The following is a 25,335-nucleotide window of genomic DNA, read 5'->3' on the forward strand; positions in this document are numbered from 1 at the left end:
GACTCTCCAGGTACGCGTGTCGACTCTCCAGACACGCGAGGCGGCGATCCAATCACGCGAGGCGGCGCTCGGCAGCAGGCCATTGGCGTGCGGGGAGGGTCGACACGCGTGATCAGAAGGTCGACACGCGTGATCGGGGGGTCGACACGGCCGGTCAGGCGGCGAGGTAGGCCTCGATCGCCGCCGCGATCGCCGTGGCGAACTGCTGGCGGCCCGCCGCGCTCGTCATCCGGGCCGCTTCGGCGGCGTTGCGCATGTTGCCGCACTCCACCAGGGCCGCCGGGCGGGTCGACAGGTTGAGGCCCGCCAGGTCCGTCCGGGCCGAGAGGCCGTTCGTGCCGATGTAGTTCGCCGGGCTGAAGCCGTCCGTGCGCATCGTGTCGCGCAGCGTCCGGGCCAGGCGCGTCGACGGCTCTCCCTGCGCCGCGTTCAACGGCGGTGACGAATACGCGACGTGGAACCCGTTCGCCCCGGCCGCTTCCGAGCCGTCGGCGTGGATGGAGACGACCGCGTCCGCGGCCGCCTCGTTGCCGATCGCCGCGCGGCGGTCGACGCACGGGCCGACGCCGGTGTCGTCCTGGCGCGTGTACACCACGCGGATCCCCTTGTCCGCCAACGCTTTCCCGACCCGCTGGGCGACGTCGAAGGTGAACGCGTGCTCCGGGTACCCCGCGTTGGTCGCGGTGCCGGTCGTGTTGCACGGCTTGGTCTGCCCGCGCCCGGCAGGCACCGGGCGGTTGATCTCCGCCGGGTGGCTGCCGTTCCCGCCGTTGTGCCCGGGATCCAGCACGACCACCTTCCCGGCCGCGACCGGCGTAGGCGAAGGCGACGACGACGACGAAGGCGGCGCAGCCGACGAAGACGGCGAAGAGGGCGAAGACGCAGCCGTGGTGACCACGGGCGAAGGAGACGGGACAGCCGCCGGAGCGTCGTCGGAACAGCCGGTGAGCAGGAGGGCACCGGCCAGCAGCAGGGGAGCAGTCGCGCGTCGCACGGCGACCACGGTGCCACAGCCCGGCCCCTCGCGTGGCGCGACTACCCTGGTGGAGACACAGGCGTGCAGAGAGGACCGAGTGCGATCATGGCCCAACCCGGCGGCGGCTTCGACCTTTCCCAGCTGATGCAGCAGGCGCAGCAGATGCAGCAGAAGCTCGTCGAAGCCCAGGAAGAGCTGGCCAACACCGAGGTCACCGGCACGGCCGGCGGCGGACTGGTCACCGCGACCGTCTCCGGTGACAGCCAGCTGAAGAGCCTGCAGATCGACCCGAAGGTGGTCGACCCGGACGACGTCGAGACGCTGTCCGACCTGATCGTCGCGGCGGTCCGCGACGCGTCGGCGAGCGCGCAGAAGCTCACCGAGCAGAAGCTCGGCCCGCTGGCCGGCGGCCTCGGCGGTGGCGGCGGCATGCCGGACCTCGGCAGCCTCGGCTTCGGCGGCTGACGAACTTGTACGAAGGTGTCGTCCAAGACCTGATCGACGAGCTCGGGCGCCTGCCCGGGGTCGGGCCGAAGAGCGCCCAGCGGATCGCGTTCCACCTGCTGGCCACCGACCCGGCCGACATCGCGCGGCTGCAGGACGTGCTCGGCAAGGTCAAGGAGGGCGTGCAGTTCTGCGAGATCTGCGGCAACGTCTCCGAGCACCCGAAGTGCCGCATCTGCCGCGACGAGCGCCGCGACCTCACGGTCATCTGCGTGGTCGAGGAGCCGAAGGACGTCCTGGCGGTCGAGCGCACGCGCGAGTTCAAGGGCCGCTACCACGTCCTGGGCGGCGCGCTCGACCCGCTGTCGGGCATCGGCCCGGAGCAGCTGCGGATGCGCGAGCTGCTCAAGCGCATCGGCGAGGCGGACATCAAGGAGATCATCATCGCCACGGACCCCAACACGGAGGGTGAGGCGACGGCGACGTACCTGGTCCGCATGCTGCGGGACTTCCCGGGCCTGAGCGTGACGCGGCTGGCGTCGGGCCTGCCGATGGGCGGTGACCTGGAGTTCGCCGACGAGCTGACCCTGGGCCGCGCCCTGTCGGGCCGCCGGACGCTTTAGGGGACGTCGAAGCGGCGCAGGTCGTAGAGGTCCATCAGCCGGATCACCTTGTTCGCGTACTCCGGGTCGGTGGCGTACTTGCGCGCCACCGCCCGGATGAACGCGTCCGGGTCCGAGCGCACCGGCAGCGCCGCCGCGTAGTTCGGCGACGTCGTCAGCAGCCGGCCGTAGTCGCGGAACGAGTCGTCGATCGAGGCGTACGAGCGGAAATACGCGTCCACCGGGTGGCACGGCGCCGGAACGCACTCCGTCGTCGGGTACTGCGCGCACCGCACCGCGATGGGGCCCGGGCTCGTCGGCGTCACGCACTTGAAGCCGAAGTGGTTGAGCTCGGCCGTCGACAGCTTGCTGCGGCCCCAGTTCGACTCCAGGATCGCCTGCGCCACCGTCACCGACGCCGGGATGTCGTAGGCCGCGTGGATCGCGCGTGCGATCGGGCCCGCCGTGCCGACGTACGCCTCCTGGAAGCCGGCCGACAGCGCGGCGTCGCGGACAGCGCCCTGGTCGATGGGCGGGACCACCACCAGCGCGGCCGCCAGTCCGATGTGGATCATGGCGACACTTTGCCCGGGTGAGCGCCGGGAAAACCGGCGGTCACCCGGACGAAGGACCTAGCAGTAGCCGAGCTGCGCCAGCGTGTCGACGACGATCTCGGACGGGTGGTACTTGTCCATCCAGGACTCGCCGCGGCGGTTCTGGTACGTGTCGAGGAAGTTCTGCAGCTTGTCGCCGCGCATTTCGGTGAGCACGATCGTCTCGCCGAGGTGCTGGGGCGTCTCCGTGCGCTCGCGGTGCACCGCGCACGGCAGGCCGAGGTAGTAGCACTCAGCGGAAAGACCACCCGAGTCGGTGACGACGTACTCGGCGCGCGCCACCAGCGGCAGGAACTTCAGGTAGCGCATCTTCGGCTGGACGATGAACTGGTCGTCGAAGATGTTGCCGATGCCCAGCGCGCGGATCTTCTCGCGCTCCGGCGCGCCGGCCATGTACAGGATCGGCATCTTGCGGCTCTGCTCACGCAGGATCTCGAGGGCCTCGCGGTACTTGTCCGGCCGCGAGACCAGCTCGAAGCGGTGCAGGGTGGCCAGGCCGAACTTCTCCGGCAGGTTCGGCACGTCCAGCGGCCCGTTGATGGCCAGCCGCATCGCGTCGATCGCCGTGTTGGCCTCGGTGTCGACGACCACGCCGCGGGCGTTGCGCAGGTTGTTGACCTCGCGGATGCTCGGCGCGAAGTGGATGTCGACGATCTTCGCCGCGATCTTGCGGTTCAGCTCCTCCGGCAGCGGCGAGAGGATGCTGCCCGACCGGGCGCCCGCCTCGACGTGCCCGACGCGGGACTTGAGGATCCGCTTGCCGATCAGCGAGCCGTACGGCGTGGTGAACGTGTCGCCGTGCACCAGCACCAGCGGGGGACGGCCGTCCTCGGTCAGCGCGGCGCGCAGCTCGTGGCGGCGGCTCCACGCCGTCCGCAGCACCTGCGCGGCCCAGCCGGGCACCTGGGCGGGCGACTCGAGGTTGTGGGCCTTGTCCTCCGGCACCAGCCAGACGTCGGGCTCGGGCATGTTCAGGTCCGCGAGGACGTCCGCGACCTCGTCGACGTGCTGGGCGGTGAACCAGATCTTCGGCCGCATCCCGCGCTCGCGGATCCCGTGGTAGACGGGCGCGATCTTGATCAGTTCCGCGGTGGTGCCGAGAATGAAGGAAATCACCAGAGGAGCCCATTTCCGAATCGGGTGCGGTGGCGTAAGGATACTGGCCGACCCGGCGCGCGGGCCGCCGGGTAGCCTCGGCACGGTGAGTGCGAACCCGCTCCTCCCCTCGCTCAGCGTCGTGATCCCGGTCTACAACGAGCAGGACTGGATCGAACGCAGTGTCGGCGCGCTGCTCGCCTCGGCGTCGGCCGCGAGCTGGCCGATCGAGGTCGTCGTGGTCGACGACGGCAGCACCGACGCCACGCCGTCCCGGCTCGACGACCTGCGCGAACGCCACGGCATCACCGTGCTGAGCCAGGCCAACTCCGGCCGGTTCGAGGCGCGGCGGGCCGGCATCGCGAAGTCCTCCGGCGAGTGGGTCGCGCTGCTCGACAGCCGCGTCATCGTCGACGAGCACACCCTGACGTTCCTGCGCGACCAGCTCGTGGAGCACCCCGAGCGCGCGGTCTGGAACGGCCACATCAACGTCGCGTCCGAGCACAACCCGTACGCCGGCTTCATGGCCGGCCTGGTCAAGGTGCCCTGGCGCAAGTACTGCGCGAACCCGCGGCTGATGTCGTACGGCATCGAGGAGTTCGACGTCTACCCGAAGGGCACGACGTTCTTCTGCGCCCGCCGCGGCCTGCTCGAAGGCTCGGTGACGGCGTTCGCGTCGCTGTTCGACGACCTCCGCTTCGCCAGCGACGACACGCGCATGCTGCGCTGGATCGCCGAGCGCGAGCGGATCTGGCTGGCCCCGGAGCTGTCGGCGACCTACAACGGGCGCGACTCGTTCAAGAAGTTCACGCAGCAGGCGTACTTCCGCGGCACGACCTACGTGGACTCCTACATCGCCTCGCCCGGTCCGGCCCGCAACGCCCTGTTCGGCGCGCTCGCGGCCGGGGTCGTCGGCCTGGTGTTCGCGGCGAAGAAGCCGAAGACGACGCTGGCCACCGGTGTCCTCGGCGCGGTGGCGGCGGGCGAGGTCGTCAAGAAGTGCGGCGCGACCGGCCCCGAGGCGCGCGCGGTGACGAAGCTGCTGCCGGTGTTCGCCGGCGGCTTCGGCGCCGGTGTCCTGCGTGGACTGGCGATGGCCGTGCGCGCGCAGCTCCGCCGCCGATGAGCACCGAGGTGGACACGCCGGCCGCCGCGCGCAGCGGACGCACGACCGCGGGCAGCCTCGGCGGCTCGCTGATCGTGTCCATCGGCCTCGGCTACCTGCTCACGGTCGCCTGCCAGCGGCTGCTGCCGCCGCAGGAGTATGCGGTTTTCGTCACGTTCTGGGGCCTGGTGATGGGCCTCGGCAGCACGCTGTCCCCGCTGGAGCAGGAGCTCTCGCGCCAGTCGGCGGTCGCCGCGCTGGCCGGCGGCAAGGCGGGGCGCCCGGCGCTGCGGGCGGTCGCGGTCGGCGTGCTCGTCGCGGCGGCGTTCTCGCTCGCGCTGCTGATCCCGCCGGTCAACGAAAAGCTCTTCCGCGGCGACTGGTCGCTGGCGCTGATCGTGCTGGCCGGCGGCGTCGCGTTCGCCTGCCAGTTCGGCACGCGCGGGCTGCTCATCGGGCAGCACCGGGTGAAGGCGTTTTCCCTGCTCGTGGTGGCCGAACCGGCGGTGCGGGCGCTGCTACTGGGTGTCCTGTTCGTCTCGGTGGCCTACAACGTCGTCTCGCTGGCGATCGCGGTGGCGGCGGGCTCGTTCGCCTGGCTGCTGTTCGCCCGCCCGGCCCGGCAGCTGCTCGACTTCCACGTCGAGGGCGACGGCTGGGGCGTGACGACCCGCAGGATGAGCATGCTCCTGGTCGGAGCGGCCCTGACGGCGGCGGTCATCACGGGCTACCCGGCCCTGGTCGGCCTCCTGGCCCCGGGCGGCGACGGCGACCGGGTGGGCTCGCTGTTCGCGGCCCTGGTCATCGCCCGCCTGCCGCTGACGCTGATCGGCCCGGTCCAGTCACTGGCGGTCCCGTTCGTGGTCCGCTTGTCGGTGACACCGGAGGGCCGCCACCGGTTGCGCCGGGTGCTGGCCCTCGGAGCGGCGGCCTCGCTGGTCCTCGCGGCGCTGGGTGCGCTGGTGGGGCTGTGGCTGGGCCCGTGGGCGGTCCGGTTCGTGAGCGGCCCGAAGTACGACATCGACGGCTGGTCGGTGGCGGGGCTGGTGTGGTCATCGGTGCTGCTGGTGCCGATGCAGCTGCTGACGGCGGTGCTGATCGCGCGAACGCAGGCGAAGCTGGTGCTGGCGACGTGGGCGGCGGTGACCGGGACGGCATCGCTGGTGCTGCTGTTCCTGCCGGGCGACACGGTGTTCCGCGCGGTGGTGGCCTTGGCGGTGGCCCCGACGCTGGGGCTGGCGGTGGTACTGGCCTTCGTGCTGCGGCGGGCACCGGAGCCGGTCGAGGCCGACGCCGGCTGAGGTTTCTTCGGCCTGATCAGCTCGGACCACGGTTTACCCACCCGAGGTCGCGTTGCTCGGTGCCCACCACCCCGAAGCCGGATTGTGACTACGGCCGGTGGTACCGCGTCAAGGCGGGAAAGCGTGCCTTGACCCGGCACCACCGGCCGTGTTCTGGCTTCGGATCGGGGTGGCGGGGGAGGTCTGGGTGGGGTGCCGGTCTGGGTGTCCGCGTGCCGTTCGGGCCGATGTGGCAGCTGCGTAAGTCGCTCCGGCTCTGCCGCAGGATCCGCCGCAGGACGCCGCCGCAGGACGCCGCCGCAGGACCCCGCCGCAGGGCCCGCCCTCCCTGGGGGACCATCCCCGCTTCAGCCTATCGGCCGCACCCGACTGAAACCTCCGGCGAGAAGCTGCCCGAGCCGCCTTGTCCACACCCCGGCCTTGTTGTGGAAGGCGCCTTGCGCTCGGCGGCCGCCTGGGGCGAGCTGCGGCCGGAGCTCAGCCGCGCGGCGGCCGGGACACAGGCGTGAAAGCCGGCCGGAAGCTGCCTGACCTGCGGCGGCGGAGCTTCAGCTGGGCTCCGCGAACCCCGCCGCCGGCCTCAGGGCGGATCCACCGGCCCCGGAGCTTCAGCCCCGCGGCGGGGTCTGCGGCAGGTCAAGCCGGTAAACACTCACCGTTCCCGAGCTGAACTCCTTCGTCAGCCCCGGCAGCCCCGCCAGCCGGCTCAGCCCCGGCGCCAGGCTGTACGTCAGCTTGCCCGTCCAGTGGTGGCCGTCCGTACCCACCGTCGGCGCCGACGTGTCCACGTACACCCAGCGCACGTTCTTCGCCCGCAGGATGCTCTGGACCTCCGCGTCCTGCGGGTAGTAGTTGAACATCGCCAGCAGCGTGATGTTGTCCTGGATCGGGCTGTGCCCGTCCGGGACGATGTTGAGGATCGGCAGGTCGTAGTCCACGTACAGCAACGTCGAGCCGTCGTTCGCGTTGTTGAGGATCGTCTCGCCCGGGGCCGCGTGCTCGTGCAGCCACTTCGCCGCCGCGTCGTCCGAGGCGTCGTAGCGGACGAACTGCGGGGCCGCGTAGCGCTGGCTCAGTGACAGCGCCCCCGTGTTCATGTAGCCGCGGAACGCCGTCACCGTCAGGCCACCCAGCAGCACCACGATCAGCCCGTACGCCACCGCCGGGCGGAACCGCGCCGGAATCGGATTGCGCACCGAGACCACGAACAGGCCGATCGCCACGAACAGCACGCCGGCCAAAACCGGGATCAGCAGGTAGACGTGCGTGTCGAGGCGGTTGGCGACGCGGTAGTAGTAGCGGCCGATCATCGCGCCGAAGCCCGAGTTGGGCGAGTAGTGGAAGCTCACCATGACCGCCGCCCAGAACAGCCAGGCCGTCAGCAGCGTCCACGCCCGGCGTGAAAGCACCACCGCCACCACGCCGGCCAGGCCCAGCAGGCCGAGGACCAGCTGGCCCATCGTGCCGCTCGGGTCGAAGTAACCGCCGTACGGCAGCCGGGCGACCAGCTCGAACGACGCGCCCAGCTGGGTGCCGCGGATGTTGGCAGGCGCGTCGACCACCGAGCCGTTGCCGAGCCGCAGCAGGGCCAGCACGTCGGGGACGATCAGGACGACCGCGACGACGCCCGCCAGCACCAGCGGCAGCAGCGCGCGGACGAACGCGAGCCGGCCCGCCTTGGTGAACAGCAGGCCGATCATCGCCGCGACCGTCGTCAGCGCGACCGAGGTCAGCGCGCTCGGGTGCAGGTTGAACGCACCGGCGGCGGCGACGCCGACCAGCACCGCGCGGCCCCAGTTGCGCCTGCCGATCACCAGCATCACCGCGACCAGGCCGGGCATCATCGTCATCGCGGCCGCGTTCGGCAGGACGCCGCCGTCGTGGGCGAAGGAGATGCCGGGGCGGTACAGCTGCACGGAGACCAGCGCGGCGACGCCGGCGGCGAGCTCCACCCAGCCGCGGCCCAGCCTGCCGTGCCGCAGCACCGCCGCGGTGAGCGCGGCCACCGACAGCGGGAGCACGACCACCGTGAAGGCGACCGTCACCAGGTTCAGGGACAGCATCGTGTCCCCGAAGATGTCGGTGACCAGCGCGGCGAGGTCGGTGAACCCCGGCGGGTAGAACTGCACGTTCGTGTCGTGGATGACGTCGATCGGCAGGACCTGCCACGGCGCGGCCTTGCCGGTGAAGTGCGTGAAGGCGGTCAGCACGGCGTGCGTGACGGTGTCGTGCTCCTGGGTCGGCGTCTGCCACGACCCGAGCCCCTTGTGCCACATGCGGACGCCGAGGCCGACCCCGCCGACGGCGATGAGCGCGCCCAGCACCTGGGCGACCGTCCCGGCGCGGCCGGTCAGCGTGCGCAGCCGCGGGTCATCGGCGGGCTCGACCGGCTCGGTGGCCGCGCGACGGCGGCGGACCAGCCACCGCACCCCGCCGAGCACGACCAGGACGACGACCAGCGCGACCGTCGCGGTCAGCAGCCCGAAGCGGAGGCCGGTGACCCCGGTGAACAGGGACACCAGCAGCACGAAACCGGTCGTCAAGGGCGCCGACAGGCCCGCGAGCCACAGCCGTTCCCGTACGCCGGTGACCAGGAGGATCGAAAATCCCGGGAGCAACACCACCAGGATTCCCGCAGCCAGCCGGACAGCTTCGGACAGCATGCTTTCTCCGATCAACAAAGCCGCCAACGCCCGGAGTCTATGGGTGGCCGCGGTCCGCCCAGGATGCGGGTGACCAGCGAGCTGACGTGCACGGTAGCGTGGCCGCCGCCGTCGGAGAACGGCGTTCACCGCGATTGCGGGACCAGTCACGGCGGAAAATGGGGTGTGCGAATGGGTTTTCTGCTCGTTCTGGCCGCATTCTGGCTTCCGGGGGCTGTTTTCGGCGCCGCGATCGGCCTGCGCGGCTGGACGCTCGCCGCGGCGGGGCCGGTTCTCACCTTCGGCGTCGTGGCCCTCGCCATCCCGCTGCTGGGCGCCACGGGCATCCGGTGGACCGCGCTGTCGGTGACACTGTGGACGCTCCTGGTGTCCGCCGTCGGCTTCGCGGTCACCTGGGCGGTGGCCCGGTTCACCCGGCGCCGCCACGCGGACGCCGAGCCGGCCGAGCGCCCGCGGTGGTCCTGGCGGGCGCACGCCTTCGCGGCTCTCGGTGTCGCCGCCGGGATGGCGGTCGGCGCGCTCACGGTGCTGCGCGGCATCCCCACGCCGGGCACGGTCAACCAGGACTGGGACGCCGCGTTCCACGCGAACCTCGTCCGCTGGATCGCCGAGCGCGGTGACGCGCGCCCGTCGACCGTCGGCACCATCGCGAACCTGCCGGACGAGACGCACTACTTCTACCCGGACACCTACCACGCGCTGCTCGCCCTGCTCTTCGGCAAGGGCGGGCTGACCGTGATGCCGCTGCTGAACTTCGCGTCCATCGCCGTCACCTTCGCGGTGCCGCTCGGTGTGGCCGCGCTGTGCCGGGCGTGGCGGCTGCCCGCGGTCACCGCCGGCGCGGCCGCGGCGGCGTCGGCCTGCTTCACGTCGTTCCCCTACGACCTGTTCTGGCACGGCCCGGTCTGGCCGTACGCGGCCGGCGTCGCCCTGGTCCCGGCCATGCTCGCGGTGGTCCGCCTGCTGCTCGAGCCGGGCGGGGCCACCGGCCCGCTCGCCGTCGGGGTCGGCGTCGCCGGCCTGGCGGCGCTGCACACGAGCGTCGTGTTCGTCCTCGCCGTCTACTGCGTCCTGATCCTGGCCGCGGTGCTCTTCAGGTTCGAGGCCCTGGACTGGCGGCGGGCCTGGCCGTCCCTGGTGGCGGCCGCGCTGCTCGCCATCGGGCTCGGCCTGCCGCAGGTGCTGCCCTCGCTGTACAACGCCGGCGGTGTCACGGCCGCGGTCTGGCCGAACGCGGCGACCGTGACCGGCGCGGTCGGGCAGGCGGTCACGTTCTCGCCGATGGCGAACTTCCCGCAGTGGTGGGTCGGCGTGCCCGCCATCGCCGGCGTCTTCCTGCTGGCCCGGCGACGGCGGCTGGTCTGGCTGGTCGGCGCGTATGTCGTGCTCGGCGGCCTGTACGCGGCGACGGTGTCCATGGAGAACGGCCTGGTCCACCTGCTGAGCGGGCCGTTCTACAACGACAACTACCGGCTCGCCGCGCTGCTGCCGATGATCGGCGCGATCGGCTTCGGCGAGTTCGTCCACACCGCCACGGCGTGGTTCGCGGCGAAGGTCCGGCCCCGGCTGCCGAAGCTGCACCCGGCCGCGCCCGTGCTGGCCGGCGTGGTGCTGCTCGCGGCGGTGATCGGCGGGTTCAGCCGCGGGTACGTGCACCTCAACTCCGTCCACGTGAACATCGCCTACCGCGGCTTCCCCGCGGTGAGCGCGGACGAGGAGACGGCGTTCGCCTGGCTGGCGCAGCACACGGTGCCCGGCGAGCGCGTCCTGAACGACCGCCTCGACGGGTCGGTCTGGATGTACGCGCTGCAGGGCGTGCACCCGACCCAGTGGAACTACTACGGCGCCCCGCGCACCAGCGACGTCGGGTACGTCAGCGCGTTCGCCAACCGGCTGGAGGACGACCCGAAAGCCCGGCAGATCCTGCGTGCGCTGAAGGTCCGCTACGCGTTCGTCGGCCAGGGCAACGCCGTCCCCGACCAGCCCAACGACGCCGGCCTGCAGCACTTGGACACCACGCCCGGGTTCAAGCTGGTCTACCGCAACGCCGGTGCCTCCGTTTACGAGATCGCCGGGCAGCAGGACGTCGTCGCGGCCGGTGCGGCACCAGGGTCCGCGCCCGGTGACGGGCAGTGAAAGGCTAAAGTGATCGCGTGTCAACGACCCCGGCGACCACGGTGACCAGCCGCCGTGTGCTCATCGTGATGCCCGCCCTCAACGAGTCGGCGAGCGTCGCGTCGGTCATCGAACAGGTGAAGCGCGCTCTCCCGGGCGGTGATCTGCTGGTCGTCGACGACGGCTCGGTGGACGACACCGCCAAGCTGGCCCGGGCGGCGGGTGCCGAGGTGGCCCGGCTCGCGGTGAACCTCGGGGTCGGCGGCGCGATGCGCACCGGCTTCCGCTACGCCGCCGCCCGCGGTTACGACGTCGTCGTGCAGGTGGACGCAGACGGCCAGCACGACCCGGACGAGCTCGACGCGCTGCTGCGCGGCCTCGACGACGCCGACATCGTGATCGGCTCGCGGTTCGCCGGCAAGGGCGCCTACAAGGCCAGCGGGCCGCGCAAGTACGCCATGGTCGCGCTGTCGATCGTCTTCTCGCGGCTGGCGAAGACCCGGCTCACCGACGTCACGTCGGGCTTCAAGGCGATGGGGCCGCGCGCGATCCGGCTGTTCGCCGGCTACTACCCGGCCGAGTACCTCGGCGACACGGTCGAATCGCTGGTCATGGCCATCCGGGCCGAGCTGACCATCAAGGAGATCCCGGTCATCATGCGCGAGCGCGCGGGCGGCACGCCCAGCCACTCGCCCGTCAAGTCGGCCGTCTACCTGGGCCGCGCCGGGCTCGCGCTGCTGCTCGCGCTGGTCCGCCGGCGCCCGGCGGTCGACTCCTCGGACTCGGCGTAAGGAGCTTGGGAAGATGCAGGGTTGGCGCATCCTCAGCATCGTCATCGCGTGCTTGGTGCTGTTCGTCGTCATCGAGATGATGCGGCGGCGCAAGCTGCGGGAGAAGTACGCGGGCGTGTGGCTGATCGTCGCCATCGGCGTCGTGGTGCTCGCCGCGATCCCGGCGGCCGCGCAGTTCCTGGCCAGCCTGACCGGCGTGGAAACGCCGTCGAACTTCGTCTTCCTCCTCGCCGGCGTCGTGCTGGCGCTCGTGTCGCTGCACCTGTCCACCGAGACCGGGCACCTCGAGGAAGAGGTGCGCACGTCGGTCGAGGAGATCGCGCTGCTGCGCTGCGAGCTGGAAGACACCCGGCGGGAGCTGGCGAGCCGGATCGCCGAGCTGGAGGCGAAGACGGCGGCTCCCGACGACGTCAAAGGGCTCCCGGAGGTCGAGCGCGTCAGCAAGTGACGCGCTGATCGAGGCCCTGCTCGCCGCCCCCGCGCGGCTGGGCCGGGTGCGCGTGCTGGCCATCGACGGCCCGTCGGGCGCCGGGAAGTCCACCCTGGCCGCCGAGGTCGTCGCCGCGCTGACCGCCCGCGGGTGCCGCACGGCCCTTGTGAGCACCGATGCCTTCGCGACCTGGGAAGACCCGGTTTCGTGGTGGCCCCAGCTGGTCGACGGCGTCCTGCGCCCGCTGGCTGACGGCGTTCCCGGGGCGTATCGGCGAATGGACTGGTCCACCGGGACGCCCCGGCCGGGCGAGCTCGTCCGGGTGGACGTACCGGACGTCCTGGTGCTGGAGGGCGTCTCCAGCGGCCGCACTTCGGCAAGACCCCTTCTTTCCGGCCTCTGCTGGCTCGCGGGCGGCACGGAGGCCGAGCGGCTGGCCAGGTCCGTGGCGCGCGACGGCGTCGCCGCAGAGGCCGAATTGGCGCGGTGGCAACGGTTCGAGCGCGGCTGGTTCGCCGTCGACGGCACCCCCGGGGCGGCCGGGACCCGACTTTCGTAGGGGACGGAGTGGTCACGCAGCGTGCGCAAAGGGCTCCGGATCGATCAAGCACTCCGTAGCCGGATACACGACCGGATCAATGTCGGTACCGCCATCTGAGTCATGGATCAGGCACCGGGCGCAGCCGTCAACGACAAATGGTCACATTCTGTCGTGATTTACGGACACATTGCGGTCAAATCGGTGTCCACGTAGCGCGATCGTAACCTCCCGTGCTTAAGTGCGGGCCGAGTTCCCGCTAGTGTCGGCGAGCACACCGATCGTCCGTCGAGTTCCTGGCCGACCGGACGGTGACTTTGAACCCGAAACATCTCCCAAGGGGTGCCAGATGCAGCAATTGCGGCTGACCCGAACACGCCGCGTGGCCCTGATCGGGCTGAGCGGCGCGCTCGCGGTTTCGCTGTCCGCCTGTGCGGAGTCCAAGCGTGACGAGGGCGCAGGGGGTGGTTCCGGGGGCACCATGATCTTCGGCGCGGCCGGTAACCCGAAGTTGTTCGACCCCATCTTCAACGACGAGGGCGAGACCTTCCGGATCACGCGGCAGATCTTCGACACGCTGATCCAGAACAAGCCGGGCACCGCCGACCTCGAGCCTTCGCTGGCCGAGAAGTGGGAGCCCAGCAACGACGGCAAGACCTGGACCTTCTCCCTCAAGCAGGGTGTGAAGTTCTCGGACGGCACCGCCTTCGACGCGGCCGCGGTCTGCTTCAACTTCGACCGCTGGTACAACATGAAGGGCGCCGCCGCCCAGAGCCAGATGATCTACTACGCCGACGTGTTCAGCGGCTTCGCCAAGAACGAGAGCACCGACTACGGCGACCCGGTCTACAAGAGCTGCGAAGCCAAGGACCCGGCCACCGCGGTCGTGAACCTGAACAAGGCGAAGGGCGCGTTCCCGGCGGCCTTCACCCTGCCGTCGTTCTCGATGCAGAGCCCGACCGCGCTCAAGCAGTACAAGGCGGACGAGGTCACCCAGTCCGGCGACTCGTTCACCTACAGCGAGTACGCGAACAAGCACCCGGTCGGCACCGGCCCGTTCAAGTTCGACAGCTGGGACCAGGGCAAGGGTGAGATCACCCTGTCCAAGAACGAGACCAGCCCGACCCAGACGGCCAAGCTCGACAAGCTGATCTTCAAGGTCATCCCGGACGAGAACGCCCGCAAGCAGGCGCTCAAGGCCGGCGACATCCAGGGTTACGACTACCCGGCGCCCGCGGACTACGGCCTGCTGCGCAACGAGGGCGAGCAGGTGCTGGTGCGCCCGCCGTTCAACGTCCTCTACCTGGGCATCAACCAGTCCGGCCCGGCCGCGGAGAAGCTGAAGAACCTCAAGGTCCGCCAGGCGCTGGCCTACGGCATCAACCGCGAGCAGTTCGTCAAGAGCAAGCTGCCCGAGGGCGCCGAGACGGCCACCGAGTTCGTGCCCAAGACGATCTCCGGCTACACCGACGACGTCACCAAGTACCCGTTCGACCAGGCGAAGGCCCGGCAGCTCCTGCAGGAAGCCGGCGCGACCGACCTGACGCTGAAGTTCTACTACCCGACCGAGGTCACCCGGCCGTACATGCCGAACCCGGCGGACGTCTTCACCTCGATCTCCGAGGACCTGAAGGCCATCGGCATCAAGATCGAGCCGGTCGCCAAGCCGTGGAACGGCGGCTACAAGGACGACGTCCAGAAGTTCGGCAAGCACGACCTGCACCTGCTCGGCTGGACCGGCGACTACAACGACGCCGGGAACTTCGTCGGCACCTTCTTCGGCCGCAAGAAGCCGGAGTTCGGGTTCGACAACCCGCAGCTGTTCCAGGCGCTGGCCGCCGCGGACGCTTCGCCCGCCGGTGACGCGCACGCGAAGGCGTACCAGGAAGTCAACAAGCAGATCATGGACTACCTGCCCGCCATCCCGATCTCCTACGGCCCGCCCGCCATCGTGGTCGGCCCGAAGGTCAAGGGCCTGGTCGCCAGCCCGCTGACCGACGAGCGGTTCAACACCGTCACCGTTAACTGAGAACCAATGCGAGGCATGGGGTGGGTGCTACCGCGCCCACCCCATGTTCCGTACTCAGCGGGCTGCCCCCTTAAGGACTGCAAGTGCTCCGTTTTCTCGTGCGTCGGCTGCTACAAGCGATCCCGACGCTGCTCATCCTGTCCATCCTGGTCTTCGCCTGGCTCAGGTCGCTGCCCGGAGGGCCCGCGGCCGCCCTCCTCGGCGACAAGGCAACGCCGGAGAAGATCGCCAACCTCAACCACGTGCTGGGGCTCGACCAGCCGGTCGTCATCCAGTACTTCAAGTTCCTCGGCCGCGCGGTCACCGGTGACTTCGGCGCCTCGCTGGTGTCCACCCAGCCGGTGATGTCGGAGATCGGCACCTTCCTGCCCGCCACCATCGAGCTGGGCATCTCCGCGATGATCATCGCGGTGCTCATCGGCATCCCGGCGGGCTACCTCTCGGCCCGCTACCGCGGTGGTGTCGCTGACAACGTGATCATCGTGCTGACGCTGATCGGCGTCGCGGTGCCGGTGTTCTTCCTCGGCTACATGATGCAGGACCTGCTCGCCGGGCCGCTGGGCCTGCCGTCGCAGGGCCGGCAGACCGCGGGGCTCGACGCCACCGCCATCACCAACTTCGCCGTCCTCGACGGCATCATGACGAGCGAATGGGACGCCGTCTGGGACGCGATCAAGCACCTGATCCTCCCGGCGTTCGCGCTCGCCACCATCCCGCTCGCGGTGATCACCCGGATCACCCGCGCTTCGGTGCTCGAAGTGCTCAACGAGGACTTCATCCGCACCGCCAACTCGAAGGGCCTCACGCAGCCCGTCGTGCGGCGGCGGCACGTGCTGCGCAACGGCCTGCTCCCGGTGGTCACCACCATCGGCCTGCAGACCGGCGCGCTGCTCGGCGGCGCGGTGCTGACCGAGCGGGTGTTCAACTTCCGCGGCCTCGGATTCCTGCTGGCCGAAGGCATCGAACGGCGTGACTACCCCCGGCTCCAGGCGCTGCTGCTGTTCGGCGCGCTGGTGTACGTGCTGGTGAACATGCTGGTCGACGTCTCGTACGGGATCATCGACCCGAGGGTGCGTGTGCGATGAACACTCTGCTGAACAAGAAGAAAGAGCCGATCGACAAGCTGGCCGCGGCGAGCGGCAACAGCCTCGGTCGCGAAGCGCTGCGGCGGATGCTGCGCAGCCCGGTCGCCATCACCGGTGGCGTGATCACCGGCCTGTTCGTGCTGCTGGCGGTGTTCGCGCCGCTGATCGCGCCCAAGGACCCGTTCGAGCGCTACCTGCAGGACAAGGTCGCGCTCGGCCAGGGGATCATCCCGGGCAGCCAGCCCGGTTTCCCGCTCGGCGTGGACGACTTCGGCCGCGACGAACTGTCGCGGCTGATCGTCGGCGCGCAGAACACCCTCCTCGTCGGCGTGCTGGCGACGGTGATCGGCGTGCTCCTCGGCATCATCATCGGCGGGCTCGCCGGCGCGTTCGGCGGCTGGGTCGACACCGTCCTCATGCGACTGGTCGACGTCATGCTGTCGGTGCCGTCGCTGCTGCTGGCGATCTCGGTCGCGGCGCTGTTCGCCAAGCCGAGCCAGTGGACGGTGATCCTCGCCGTCTCGCTGATCGGCGTGCCGATCTTCGCGCGGCTGCTGCGCGGTTCGATGCTGGTGCAGCGCGGCAGCGACCACGTCCTCGCGGCGACGTCGCTGGGCGTGAAGCGCGGCGCGATCGTGTTCCGGCACATGCTGCCGAACTCGCTCGGCCCGGTCATCGTGCAGGCCACGCTGACCCTGGCCACCGCCATCCTGGAGGCCGCGGCGCTGTCGTTCCTCGGCCTGGGCGACCCGGACCCGAACCGGGCGGAGTGGGGCATCATGCTGAGCAAGGGTGCCCGGCAGTTCCTCGACGTCCGGCCCGAGCTCGCGTACTACCCGGCCATCGCGATCATCATCGTCGCGCTCGGGTTCACGCTGCTCGGCGAGTCGCTCCGCGAAGCCCTCGACCCGAAGAACAGGCGGTGACAACCGATGGCACTCCTTGAAGTCCGTGACCTCACGGTCCAGTTCGTCCGCCGTGGCGAACAGCCCTTCACCGCCGTGGACAACGTCAGCTTCGACGTCGAGCCGGGTCAGACGGTCGGCCTGGTCGGCGAGTCCGGCTGCGGCAAGTCCGTGACGTCCCTGGCGATCATGCGGCTGCTGGCCAAGCGCGGCAACAAGGTCTCCGGTTCGGTGCGCTTCGAGGGCACCGACCTTCTCGCGCTGTCCGACCGGGACATGCGCGACCGCCGGGGCCGCGACCTCGGCATGGTGTTCCAGGACCCGCTGTCCTCGCTGAACCCGGTCATCCCGATCGGGCTGCAGATCACCGAGGTGCTGGAGCGCCACCGCGGGATGTCGCGCAAGGCGGCGTCCGTCGAAGCGGTGGACCTGCTCGACAAGGTCGGCATCCCCGACCCGTCGCGCCGGCTTTCCGAGTACCCGCACCAGCTTTCCGGCGGGATGCGGCAGCGTGCGCTGATCGCGATCGCGCTGGCGTGCCGTCCGCGGCTGCTCATCGCCGACGAGCCGACCACCGCGCTGGACGTCACCATCCAGGCGCAGATCCTGGCGCTGCTGCGGGAACTGGTGCAGGACACCGGTACTGCGCTGATCATGATCACGCACGACCTCGGCGTGGTCGCCGGGCTGTGCGACGAGGTCAACGTGCTCTACGGCGGCAAGATCGTCGAGCGGGCGCAGCGGCACCAGCTGTTCGCCGAGCCGCGGCACCCGTACACGCACGGCCTGCTCGCCTCGATCCCGCGCCTGGACGCGGGCCGCGGCGAGAAGCTGATCCCCATCCGGGGTTCGGTGGCCGACAACATCCCGTGGGACCACGGGTGCGCGTTCGCGCCGCGCTGCCCCAACGCGCTGCCGGTCTGCCGCGAGGTCCAGCCGCAGCTGGTGCCCGACCAGGGCGGCCTGCTGCGCTGTCACAACCCCGTGCGGCCCGCGGTCGCCGCGGGAGGAGGAACCCGATGACCCGTCCTGCTGGTGACGTGCTGCTCGAGGTCACCGACCTCAAGGTGCACTTCCCGATCAAGCGCGGCGTCGTGATCGACCGGACGGTCGGGCACGTGTACGCGGTCGACGGCGTCGACCTGGCCATCCGCCGCGGCGAAACCTACGGCCTGGTGGGCGAATCCGGCTGCGGGAAGTCCACTTTGGGCCGGGCGATCCTGCGGCTCAACGAGCCGACCGCCGGTTCCGTGAAGTTCGACGGCACCGACGTCGCCCAGCTCAAGGGCGAGGAACTGCGGAAGGCCCGGCGCCGGATGCAGATGGTCTTCCAGGACCCGATGTCCAGTTTGGACCCGCGCCAGTCGGTGGAGTCCATCCTGCTCGAGGGCATGCACGCGCACGGCCTCGACAAGGACAAGGAAGCCACCCAGCGGCGGCTGCGGCAGCTGCTGGCCGCGGTCGGCCTCCCGGAGACGTCGCTGCGGAAGTACCCGCACGAGTTCTCGGGCGGTCAGCGCCAGCGCATCGGTATCGCGCGGGCGCTGGCGGTGGAGCCGGACCTGATCGTCGCCGACGAGCCGGTGTCCGCATTGGACGTTTCGGTGCAGGCCCAGGTGGTGAACCTGCTGGAGGACCTGCAGGACCAGCTCGGCCTGACCTACGTGGTGATCGCGCACGACCTCGCGGTGGTGCGGCACATCTCCGACCGCATCGGCGTGATGTACCTGGGCGCGCTGGTCGAGGAGACCGACGCGGACTCGCTGTACCGGGAGCCGCTGCACCCGTACACGCGTGCGCTGCTTTCGGCCATCCCGGTGCCGGACCCGGTGGTCGAGGACACCCGCGAGCAGATCCTGCTGGCGGGCGACCTGCCGTCGCCGGCGAACCCGCCGTCGGGCTGCCGCTTCCACACGCGCTGCCCGTGGCGGCAGGCGAGCCTGTGCGACACCGACCGCCCGCAGCTGCGCGAAATCGGCGGCGGGCACCGGGTGGCGTGCCACTACGCGGAGGACATCCGCGACGGGCGCATCCAGCCGCACGAGGTGGAGCCGGAGCTGGTGGAGCTGACCGGGGCGCTCAACCCCGACCTCGGCCCGCCGGACATCGGCACCTCCGCCGAGATCCTCTGAAGTGACGGCCGACCGGGCCTCGTCCCGGTCGGCCGTTCTCATGTCGCCAGACCGGCGGCCCGGGACTGCAGGTACGCCTGTTCCGGCAGGCTCAACGTCCGCCGCGAGGCGGCCAGGTACGCCTCCCGGGCGCCGGCCAGGTCGCCGGTGCTTTCGAGCAGGTGCGCGCGGATGGCGTCGACGCGGTGGTGCCGCGCGAGGTGCTTTTCGGCTTCACGCAGCTCCGCCAGCCCCGCTTCGGGGCCGTGGACCTGGGCGAACGCCACCACGCGGTTCAGCGTCACCATCGGCCCGGGCGCGACGACCCGCAGCAGGTCGTACAGCGTGAGGATCTGCGCCCAATCGGTGTCTTCGCCGGTCGGAGCCTCGTCGTGGACCGCGGCGATCGCCGCCTGCAGCTGGTACGGGCCGACGGGGGTGGTCGCGAGGGCTGTGGTGATCAGCGCGACGCCCTCGTCGATGAACGCCCGGTTCCAGTGGGTCCGGTCCTGTTCGGCCAGCGGGACGAGGGCACCGGCGGTGTCGACGCGGGCCGGGCGCCGGGCCTCGGTCAGCAGCATCAGGGCGAGCAGGCCGGCGACCTCGCCGTCGGCCGGGAGTTCCGCGCGCAGCTGCCGGGTCAGCCGGATGGCCTCGGTCGTCAGGTCGACGCGGCTCAGCGCGTCACCGGAACTGGCGGTGTGGCCCTCGGTGAAGATCAGGTAGAGCACCTGCAGCACGGCGGCCAGCCGCTCGGGGCGCTGGTCGTTCGTGAGCGGTTCGCCTTTCAGCTTCTGCTTCGCGCGGCTGATCCGCTGGCCGATCGTGGCCTCGGGGACGAGGAAGGCCCGCGCGATCTCGGCGGTGGTCAGCCCGCCGACGGCCCGCAGAGTGAGCGCGACCCGCGACGGCGGGTTCAGGGCCGGGTGGCAGCAGAGCAGCAGCAGGGTCAGGGTGTCGTCCACCCCGCCGGCCGGCTCGCCCCCGGCCGGCTCGCTCCGGGCAACGGCTTCCTCACGCCGCCGCCGCGCGGTCTCGCTGCGCCACTGCTCGATCCGCCGCCGGGACGCGGCGGTGATCAGCCACCCCTTCGGGTGATCCGGAACGCCCTCGACCGGCCACTGTTGCGAGGCGGCGAGCAGGGCCTCCTGGACGGCGTCCTCGCAGGCGTCGAAGTCGCCGTACCGCCGGACGAGCGCGGCGAGGACCTGCGGAGCGAGCTCGCGGAACAGGCGTTCGGTCACAGCTCGGGTCCGTGCAGCCCCATCACCGGCCGCACTTCGACCTTGCCGAAGGAGGCTTCCGGCACCCTCGCGGCGATCTCGAGGGCGCGGTCTTCGCTTTCGCAGTCGAGCAGGTAGAACCCGGCGAGGAACTCCTTGGTCTCGGCGAACGGGCCGTCGGTGCGGCCCACCTGCTTGGTCAGCTCGGGGTAGGCGAGCCGTTCGGAGACGATCCGCTCACCGGAGGCATCGAGATCGTCGTTGAGCTGCTGGTAGTAGGCGAGCCCGGCGGCCCGCTGCGCATCGGTCATCCCCTCCCACGCGGCGCGCGACTCGGGGTTGCCGTAGATCAGGACCACGTATTTCACGTTCGTCTCCCGCCTCCTGTCGAAATCCGTCCGTCGGTGTCTACGTCCACTGTGCAACCACCGACCTTGAGGAGAATGGCATGAGTGAGCAGCAGATCCGCGATCTGATGGCGGCGCGTGAGGCGGCGATGGCGGCCCGTGACGCGTCCACGTTGGGCTCCCACTACGCGCCGGACGTCGTGGCGTTCACGTTGGCACCGCCGTTGGCACAGCGTGGGGCTGACGTGATCTCCGTCGAGGCGCGGGAGGCCTGGTTCGAGACGTTCGAGGGGCCGATCGAGTACGAGATCCAGGACTTGGAGGTGTTCCTCGGGGGAGACATCGCGTACTGCCACGCGTTGAACCGGCTTTCGGCCAGGCCGAAGGGGGCGCCGGCGGGCTTTTCGCTGTGGTTCCGGTCGACTGTGTGTTTTCGGCGGGAGGGTGGGGAGTGGCTGATCACGCACGTGCACGACTCGACGCCGTTCCACATGGATGGGACGTTGCGGGCTGCTGTGGATTTGAAGCCCTGATCGGTGTTCCGGGTGGCGCCAGCCACGAGTCGGGCTTTCTGCTGGTCGGCCTTCCACCTATGGCCGCCCAGCCCGGCAGAATTCCGCCGCTGCCCCCGCCCTTCCCTGGGGGCGTGCCCTAGTTGTACTGCCCGGGGAGGTTGCGGTCGTGGTGACACGTGATCGGATGATCTTGGTGTGAGGGAGGGCCTCCGGGGTCGGTGTGGATTGCGACGTCTACGCCGAGCAACGGAGGCCCTCGTGTCCCACGCCAACGCACCCCTGACCCCGACCGGCGGACTCCGCCTGGCCCGCTGCATCGTCGAGGACGACCGGCCACTCCGACGAGCTGCGGAACGGTTCGAGGTCTCGGTCTCCACCGCCGCACGGTGGGCCTGCCGTTACCGCAACCACGGTGACGCCGGGATGGCGGACCAGTCCAGCCGTCCCCGCACCAGCCGAACCAGACACCGACGCGGACCGAGCGGCGAGTCGTCAAAGTCCGGGTCCTGCGCCGCGGGGGACCGGCCCGCATCGCCTACCTGCTCGGGCTGAACCCCTCCACGGTGCACCGGATCCTGACCCGCTACCGGCTCCCCCATCTGGACCGGGTCACTTCGGCTCCGATCCGCCGCTACGAACACCTGCCACGCTGGCTGCACACCTACAACCACCACCGCGGACACACCGCACTCGCAGGCCACCCACCCGCCGGCTCCGCCCCCGGACAGCTCCCCGCCCTTCCCTGGGGGGCGTGCCCAAGTCCAGTCTATCGGCCGGGTCCGTCCGGATCGCTCGATCGGGGGTTATCCACCGAAGTTGTCCACAGGGAGTGGGAGTTGTGGATAACTCCGGTGGATAAGCGCTCGGGTGCCCCCAGCCGAGCCGAACGCCGGATTGTTCAACGGCCGTCACGTCGTGTCAAGGCGGGAAAGCGTGCCTTGACACGACGTGACGGCCGCTGAGGCGGCTGCGTATCGGTTCGGCAGGGGGTGTGCTCGGTTGGGTGATTTGGCCGCCGGTGAGAAGGGCCTTCGGCCGGCTGCCGGGGAGGTGGTCGCGGGAGCGTTGGCCGGCGGCCGGGTGGGTGGTCGCGGTGGCTTCGGCCTGCGGTGGGCGGGCGGTCACCGCGGCTTCGGACGGCGGCAGGCAACCCCGCACCCGACCAAAGTCGTACCCCGGGCAATACCTGAGGATGCCGCCCCGCGCGCACCGCCCCCGGTACCCTTCGGAAAGCGAACACCAATCCCGACGTGGTACCAGGGGGTACGGGCTGTGCACATCGACCAGTGGCTGGAGGCGATCCCGCCGATTTCGGTGTACCTGATCGTCGGCGCGGTGATCATGATCGAAAGCCTCGGCATCCCTCTTCCCGGTGAAGTCGTGCTGGTCAGCGCCGCCCTGCTCACCGTCACCCACCCCACCCTGAGCCCGCTTTGGGTCGGCGTCGTGGCCAGTGCGGGGGCCATCGTCGGTGACAGCATCGGCTATCTGATCGGGAAAACCGGGGGGCAACGGCTGTTCGCCTGGGCGGGCCGGAAATTCCCGAAGCACTTCGGGCCGACGCATATCGCCAACGCCGAACGGATCTTCAACAAACGCGGTATGTGGGCCGTGTTCTTCGGCCGGTTCATCGCTTTCCTGCGCATCCTCGCCGGCCCGCTCGCCGGGTCGCTGCGCATGCACTACCCGAAGTTCCTCATCGCCAACGCGCTCGGCGGCATCGCCTGGGCCGGCGGCACGACCGCCCTCATCTACTACGTCGGCGAGGCCGCCGAGAAGTGGCTCGGCAACTTCTCCAAGTACGGCCTGCTCGCGGCCGTCGTGATCGGTGCCGTTGTCTTCATCATCATGAAGAAGCGGCTCGGCCGCGAGCACAAGAGTGACGCCGAAACCCCGCAGCAGGAAGAGACCGCCGCCTAAACCGCGGCGAGTTCTCGCTTGGGCGCGGTTCGCAGCGATCCCAGCAGGACGCCGGCGATCACGACGGCGGCCGCGCCCACCTCGAGCCAGGTCGGCCTCTCGCCCAGGAACACGAACGACGCCGTCAGGCCGACCACCGGCACCAGCAGCGAAAACGGCGACACCACGCCGGCCGGGTTGCGGCGCATCAGCGTTGTCCACAGGCCCGATCCGACCACCGTGCCGATCAGCACGACGTACGCCAGCCCCGCGAGCGCGGTCAGCCCGGTCGGCGTCCCGAGCGTCGTCAGCGAACGCCACTGCGCCGCCGGGCCCTCCATGACCAGCGACAACGCGAACATCGGCAGCGGCGGCACCACCGACATCCACAGCGTGAAGTGCAGCGGGTTGTCCGGCTCGGCCTTGCGCGTGCTCAGGTTGCCGAACGCCCAGCTCAGCGCGGCCAGCAGGGTCAGGACCATCGGCAGCAGCGCCGCGTGCCCGGACCGCTGCCACGCGATCGCCGCCATCCCGGCCACCGCCAGCGCGATGCCCGCCAGCTGGTGCGGGGTGACGCGTTCGCGCAGGAACACCGCGCCGAGCAGCACCGTGAACGGTGCCGACGCCTGGAGCACCAGCGACGCGAGCCCGGTCGGCATCCCGGTGTTCATCGCGATGAACAGGAACGCGAACTGCCCGGTGCCGAAACCCAGGCCGTAGCCGAGCAGGTGCCGCACCTTCACCTTCGGCCACGGCACGAACAGGATGGTCGGCACGGCGATCACGGCGAACCGGAGCGCGCCCGCGAACACCGGCGGGAACTGGCCGAGGGTGGCGTGGATGGCCAGGAAGTTGAGGCCCCACAGGACGGCGACGAGCACGGCGAGCAGACGGTCACGAGCGGGCATGCCTCCACTCTGACAAGCCGCACAGTGAAGGACCAGCGAGATTATCTGCAGGAACCTTGTAGCTGTGCTTCAAGTACAGTGACGGCGTGGATCTGGGCCGGTTGCGCACGCTGCGGGAGTTCGCCGACCGCGGGAGCGTGACGGCGGCCGCGCGGGCGCTGCACTGCACGCCGTCCGCCGTTTCGCAGCAGCTGCGCGCCCTGCAGGGCGAGGTCGGCCTGCCGCTCACCGAACCGGCCGGGCGCGGGCTGCGGCTGACCGATGCCGGCCGCGCGCTGGTCGCCCGGGCGGACGAGGTGCTCGCCGCGCTCGAACGGGCCGAGTCCGAACTGGACACCTACCGCAGCGCGCCGCGCGGGCGGGTGCGGATCGCCATCTTCCAGTCGGCCGGGCTGATGCTGCTGCCGGGGCTGCTGACCCGCGTCGCCGGGTACGACGGGCTGGAGGTCGACGTCCGGGATGTCGACATGACGCCACCGGAGGTGCCCGGCCTGGTCGCGGACTACGACGTCGTCGTGGCGCACCGCGACGAGCACGCGCCGGCGTTCGACTCCGGCCGCCTCGAGGTGGTGCCGCTGCTGCGGGAGCCGCTCGACGTCGCGCTGCCGATCGGGCACCGGCTGGCGAACCGGCGCCGCGTCGAGCTGGCCGAGCTGGCGGACGAACGCTGGATCAGCGTCGACTTCGGCTTCCCGGTCGACGACGTGCTGCGCTCCCTGACCATCCGCACCGGCGTGCGGCCGGTGGTGGTGCAGCGGATCAACGACTTCCGGATCACCGAACGCCTGGTCGCGGCGGGCCACGGCATTGCGCTGCTGCCGCGGTACACGATGAACACGGGCCGCGGCAGCGGCTTGGTCGTCCGGCCGCTGGCCGGCATCCGCGCGGCGCGGCTGGTGGAGGCGGTGTGCCGCACCGGCGCGCTGCAGCGCCCGGCGGTGGCCAAGGTGATCGACGAACTGCGCGCGGAGGTCGCCCAGCTCACGGCTTGAAGCCTCGCAGGTAGGTGAGCGCGATCCCCAGCGCGTCCTCCAGTGCCGTGAGGTCGTGCCGGAGGTGGGCCAGCAGCAGTCCACCGTGGACGGACGTCATCGCCGCCTGCGCCAGCCGCGCCGGGTCGGCGTTCGGGGCCAGCTCTCCCTTGTCCTGCAACGTGGTCAGCCCGCGCTCCAGGTGGGACTCCCACGTCCGGTAGGCCTGGTCGACCAGTGGTGCGAGCTTCGGGTTGTCGCCCACTTCGCCCGCGAGGTTGCCCAGTGGGCAGGCGATCGGGCCGCCCGCGCGGTGGTGGACGTCCAGCAGCTGCTCGGTCCACGTCTCGAGGTCGGCCCAGGAAGCCAGCGTGAAGATCGCCGGCTGGTTGCCGAGGATCTGCTCCAGGTACCGGTCGATCACGGCCTCGACCAGCTGTTCCTTGTTCTTGAAGTAGTGGTACATCTGCGATTTCCCGGCCCCGCTGGCGGCGAGCACCTTGTCGACGCTCGTACCCGCCACGCCGTCGACGTACATCAGCGCGGCCGCGGCGTCGACGATCGCGTCGCGGGTCCGCTTGCCGCGCGGGGTCGAAGCTGCTTGCGCCTCCATGTACCGGATAGTACAGTTCGGCCCACTGTACCGATCAGTACAACTGCTAGGGGGA

The 25,335-nt window shown here is 70.6% G+C and carries 24 protein-coding genes and 1 pseudogene; 17 read left to right on the forward strand and 8 right to left on the reverse strand.

Annotation, left to right across the window (positions count from 1 at the left end):
- Nucleotides 1-154: 154 nt before the first annotated feature.
- Nucleotides 155-1,003, reverse strand: a complete 849-nt coding sequence (locus HUT10_RS29825) for an N-acetylmuramoyl-L-alanine amidase (protein ID WP_254897078.1) — start codon at nt 1,001-1,003, stop codon at nt 155-157.
- Between the two features lie 78 nt (nt 1,004-1,081).
- On the opposite strand from HUT10_RS29825, the gene HUT10_RS29830 reads away from it, so the two are divergent.
- Nucleotides 1,082-1,441 (forward strand): YbaB/EbfC family nucleoid-associated protein, encoded by a 360-nt coding sequence (locus tag HUT10_RS29830; protein WP_013230627.1) that lies wholly within the window; start codon nt 1,082-1,084, stop codon nt 1,439-1,441.
- A 5-nt stretch (nt 1,442-1,446) separates the two neighbouring features.
- The gene (recR, locus tag HUT10_RS29835) at nt 1,447-2,043 is read left to right on the forward strand and encodes a recombination mediator RecR (protein WP_176174233.1); all 597 of its coding nucleotides are present in this window, start codon (nt 1,447-1,449) and stop codon (nt 2,041-2,043) included.
- Here the strand turns inward: recR and HUT10_RS29840 are convergent.
- Nucleotides 2,040-2,597 carry a glucosaminidase domain-containing protein gene (locus tag HUT10_RS29840; RefSeq protein ID WP_176174234.1) on the reverse strand — a complete coding sequence of 186 codons (558 nt, stop codon included), beginning with the start codon at nt 2,595-2,597 and terminating at the stop codon, nt 2,040-2,042. The genes recR and HUT10_RS29840 overlap by 4 nt on opposite strands.
- A gap of 57 nt (nt 2,598-2,654) precedes the next feature.
- Nucleotides 2,655-3,752, reverse strand: a complete 1,098-nt coding sequence (locus HUT10_RS29845; protein WP_176174235.1) for a UDP-N-acetylglucosamine 2-epimerase — start codon at nt 3,750-3,752, stop codon at nt 2,655-2,657.
- Nucleotides 3,753-3,837: 85 nt separating this feature from the next.
- Between HUT10_RS29845 and HUT10_RS29850 the strand changes: the two genes are divergently transcribed.
- Both HUT10_RS29850 and HUT10_RS29855 read left to right on the forward strand, forming a co-directional pair.
- Entirely contained in the window at nt 3,838-4,857 is a 1,020-nt protein-coding gene (locus HUT10_RS29850) for a glycosyltransferase family 2 protein (protein WP_176174236.1), read from the forward strand.
- Nucleotides 4,854-6,137 (forward strand): lipopolysaccharide biosynthesis protein, encoded by a 1,284-nt coding sequence (locus tag HUT10_RS29855; RefSeq protein ID WP_176174237.1) that lies wholly within the window; start codon nt 4,854-4,856, stop codon nt 6,135-6,137. The genes HUT10_RS29850 and HUT10_RS29855 overlap by 4 nt, the downstream gene beginning before the upstream one ends.
- 608 nt (nt 6,138-6,745) lie before the next feature.
- Here HUT10_RS29855 and HUT10_RS29860 read toward each other — a convergent pair.
- Nucleotides 6,746-8,800, reverse strand: a complete 2,055-nt coding sequence (locus HUT10_RS29860; protein ID WP_176174238.1) for a DUF6541 family protein — start codon at nt 8,798-8,800, stop codon at nt 6,746-6,748.
- 171 nt (nt 8,801-8,971) lie between these two features.
- On the opposite strand from HUT10_RS29860, the gene HUT10_RS29865 reads away from it, so the two are divergent.
- The 9 genes from HUT10_RS29865 (at nt 8,972) to HUT10_RS29905 (ending at nt 18,825) form a co-directional block, all read left to right on the forward strand.
- The gene (locus HUT10_RS29865; protein WP_176174239.1) at nt 8,972-10,936 is read left to right on the forward strand and encodes a DUF6541 family protein; all 1,965 of its coding nucleotides are present in this window, start codon (nt 8,972-8,974) and stop codon (nt 10,934-10,936) included.
- Nucleotides 10,937-10,992: 56 nt separating this feature from the next.
- Nucleotides 10,993-11,706, forward strand: coding sequence for a glycosyltransferase family 2 protein (locus tag HUT10_RS29870; RefSeq protein WP_303247032.1), 714 nt, complete (start codon nt 10,993-10,995; stop codon nt 11,704-11,706).
- Between the two features lie 13 nt (nt 11,707-11,719).
- Nucleotides 11,720-12,154 carry a DUF2304 domain-containing protein gene (locus tag HUT10_RS29875; protein ID WP_176174240.1) on the forward strand — a complete coding sequence of 145 codons (435 nt, stop codon included), beginning with the start codon at nt 11,720-11,722 and terminating at the stop codon, nt 12,152-12,154.
- Nucleotides 12,155-12,191: 37 nt separating this feature from the next.
- Entirely contained in the window at nt 12,192-12,695 is a 504-nt protein-coding gene (locus HUT10_RS29880) for a uridine kinase (RefSeq protein ID WP_254897497.1), read from the forward strand.
- Between the two features lie 460 nt (nt 12,696-13,155).
- Nucleotides 13,156-14,703 (forward strand): ABC transporter substrate-binding protein, encoded by a 1,548-nt coding sequence (locus HUT10_RS29885; RefSeq protein WP_176178085.1) that lies wholly within the window; start codon nt 13,156-13,158, stop codon nt 14,701-14,703.
- Nucleotides 14,704-14,786: 83 nt separating this feature from the next.
- The gene (locus HUT10_RS29890; protein ID WP_176174241.1) at nt 14,787-15,788 is read left to right on the forward strand and encodes an ABC transporter permease; all 1,002 of its coding nucleotides are present in this window, start codon (nt 14,787-14,789) and stop codon (nt 15,786-15,788) included.
- Entirely contained in the window at nt 15,785-16,714 is a 930-nt protein-coding gene (locus HUT10_RS29895; protein ID WP_176174242.1) for an ABC transporter permease, read from the forward strand. The genes HUT10_RS29890 and HUT10_RS29895 overlap by 4 nt, the downstream gene beginning before the upstream one ends.
- A 6-nt stretch (nt 16,715-16,720) precedes the next feature.
- Entirely contained in the window at nt 16,721-17,716 is a 996-nt protein-coding gene (locus HUT10_RS29900; RefSeq protein WP_176174243.1) for an ABC transporter ATP-binding protein, read from the forward strand.
- Complete coding sequence (locus tag HUT10_RS29905) at nt 17,713-18,825, forward strand: ABC transporter ATP-binding protein (protein WP_176174244.1); 1,113 nt, start codon at nt 17,713-17,715, stop codon at nt 18,823-18,825. The genes HUT10_RS29900 and HUT10_RS29905 overlap by 4 nt, the downstream gene beginning before the upstream one ends.
- Before the next feature lie 38 nt (nt 18,826-18,863).
- Here the strand turns inward: HUT10_RS29905 and HUT10_RS29910 are convergent, their stop codons facing one another.
- Both HUT10_RS29910 and HUT10_RS29915 read right to left on the reverse strand, forming a co-directional pair.
- A complete protein-coding gene (locus HUT10_RS29910; RefSeq protein WP_176174245.1) occupies nt 18,864-20,048 on the reverse strand; it encodes an RNA polymerase sigma factor in 1,185 nt (394 codons plus the stop codon).
- The gene (locus HUT10_RS29915) at nt 20,045-20,395 is read right to left on the reverse strand and encodes a YciI family protein (RefSeq protein WP_176174246.1); all 351 of its coding nucleotides are present in this window, start codon (nt 20,393-20,395) and stop codon (nt 20,045-20,047) included. Before HUT10_RS29915 ends, HUT10_RS29910 begins: the two co-directional genes overlap by 4 nt.
- A gap of 80 nt (nt 20,396-20,475) precedes the next feature.
- On the opposite strand from HUT10_RS29915, the gene HUT10_RS29920 reads away from it, so the two are divergent.
- From HUT10_RS29920 to HUT10_RS29930, 3 genes and pseudogenes are all read left to right on the forward strand, one after another.
- Complete coding sequence (locus HUT10_RS29920) at nt 20,476-20,907, forward strand: SgcJ/EcaC family oxidoreductase (protein WP_176174247.1); 432 nt, start codon at nt 20,476-20,478, stop codon at nt 20,905-20,907.
- Between the two features lie 240 nt (nt 20,908-21,147).
- A pseudogene (locus HUT10_RS29925) lies at nt 21,148-21,527 on the forward strand (leucine zipper domain-containing protein); the annotation flags it as partial.
- 634 nt (nt 21,528-22,161) lie between these two features.
- Nucleotides 22,162-22,809 (forward strand): DedA family protein, encoded by a 648-nt coding sequence (locus HUT10_RS29930; RefSeq protein WP_176174248.1) that lies wholly within the window; start codon nt 22,162-22,164, stop codon nt 22,807-22,809.
- On the opposite strand, the gene HUT10_RS29935 is transcribed toward HUT10_RS29930, so the two are convergent.
- Nucleotides 22,806-23,696, reverse strand: coding sequence for an EamA family transporter (locus tag HUT10_RS29935; RefSeq protein WP_176174249.1), 891 nt, complete (start codon nt 23,694-23,696; stop codon nt 22,806-22,808). The genes HUT10_RS29930 and HUT10_RS29935 overlap by 4 nt on opposite strands.
- An 86-nt stretch (nt 23,697-23,782) precedes the next feature.
- Between HUT10_RS29935 and HUT10_RS29940 the strand changes: the two genes are divergently transcribed.
- Nucleotides 23,783-24,688, forward strand: coding sequence for a LysR family transcriptional regulator (locus HUT10_RS29940; RefSeq protein WP_176174250.1), 906 nt, complete (start codon nt 23,783-23,785; stop codon nt 24,686-24,688).
- On the opposite strand, the gene HUT10_RS29945 is transcribed toward HUT10_RS29940, so the two are convergent.
- Nucleotides 24,678-25,280: a TetR/AcrR family transcriptional regulator gene (locus tag HUT10_RS29945; protein WP_176174251.1), complete on the reverse strand. Its 603-nt coding sequence runs from the start codon at nt 25,278-25,280 to the stop codon at nt 24,678-24,680. The two genes, HUT10_RS29940 and HUT10_RS29945, sit on opposite strands and share 11 nt — an antisense overlap.
- Nucleotides 25,281-25,335: the final 55 nt, after the last annotated feature.

The organism is Amycolatopsis sp. Hca4 (assembly GCF_013364075.1).
GTDB lineage: Bacteria > Actinomycetota > Actinomycetes > Mycobacteriales > Pseudonocardiaceae > Amycolatopsis.

Coding starts and splice junctions, on each gene's coding strand:
- HUT10_RS29920 (WP_176174247.1), top strand. CDS start 20,476: ATGAGTGAGCAGCAGATCCGCGATCTGATGGCGGCGCGTGAGGCGGCG.
- HUT10_RS29935 (WP_176174249.1), bottom strand. CDS start 23,696: ATGCCCGCTCGTGACCGTCTGCTCGCCGTGCTCGTCGCCGTCCTGTGG.
- HUT10_RS29900 (WP_176174243.1), top strand. CDS start 16,721: ATGGCACTCCTTGAAGTCCGTGACCTCACGGTCCAGTTCGTCCGCCGT.
- HUT10_RS29840 (WP_176174234.1), bottom strand. CDS start 2,597: ATGATCCACATCGGACTGGCGGCCGCGCTGGTGGTGGTCCCGCCCATC.
- HUT10_RS29855 (WP_176174237.1), top strand. CDS start 4,854: ATGAGCACCGAGGTGGACACGCCGGCCGCCGCGCGCAGCGGACGCACG.
- HUT10_RS29895 (WP_176174242.1), top strand. CDS start 15,785: ATGAACACTCTGCTGAACAAGAAGAAAGAGCCGATCGACAAGCTGGCC.
- HUT10_RS29885 (WP_176178085.1), top strand. CDS start 13,156: ATGATCTTCGGCGCGGCCGGTAACCCGAAGTTGTTCGACCCCATCTTC.
- HUT10_RS29865 (WP_176174239.1), top strand. CDS start 8,972: ATGGGTTTTCTGCTCGTTCTGGCCGCATTCTGGCTTCCGGGGGCTGTT.
- HUT10_RS29945 (WP_176174251.1), bottom strand. CDS start 25,280: ATGGAGGCGCAAGCAGCTTCGACCCCGCGCGGCAAGCGGACCCGCGAC.
- HUT10_RS29830 (WP_013230627.1), top strand. CDS start 1,082: ATGGCCCAACCCGGCGGCGGCTTCGACCTTTCCCAGCTGATGCAGCAG.
- HUT10_RS29875 (WP_176174240.1), top strand. CDS start 11,720: ATGCAGGGTTGGCGCATCCTCAGCATCGTCATCGCGTGCTTGGTGCTG.
- HUT10_RS29905 (WP_176174244.1), top strand. CDS start 17,713: ATGACCCGTCCTGCTGGTGACGTGCTGCTCGAGGTCACCGACCTCAAG.
- HUT10_RS29860 (WP_176174238.1), bottom strand. CDS start 8,800: ATGCTGTCCGAAGCTGTCCGGCTGGCTGCGGGAATCCTGGTGGTGTTG.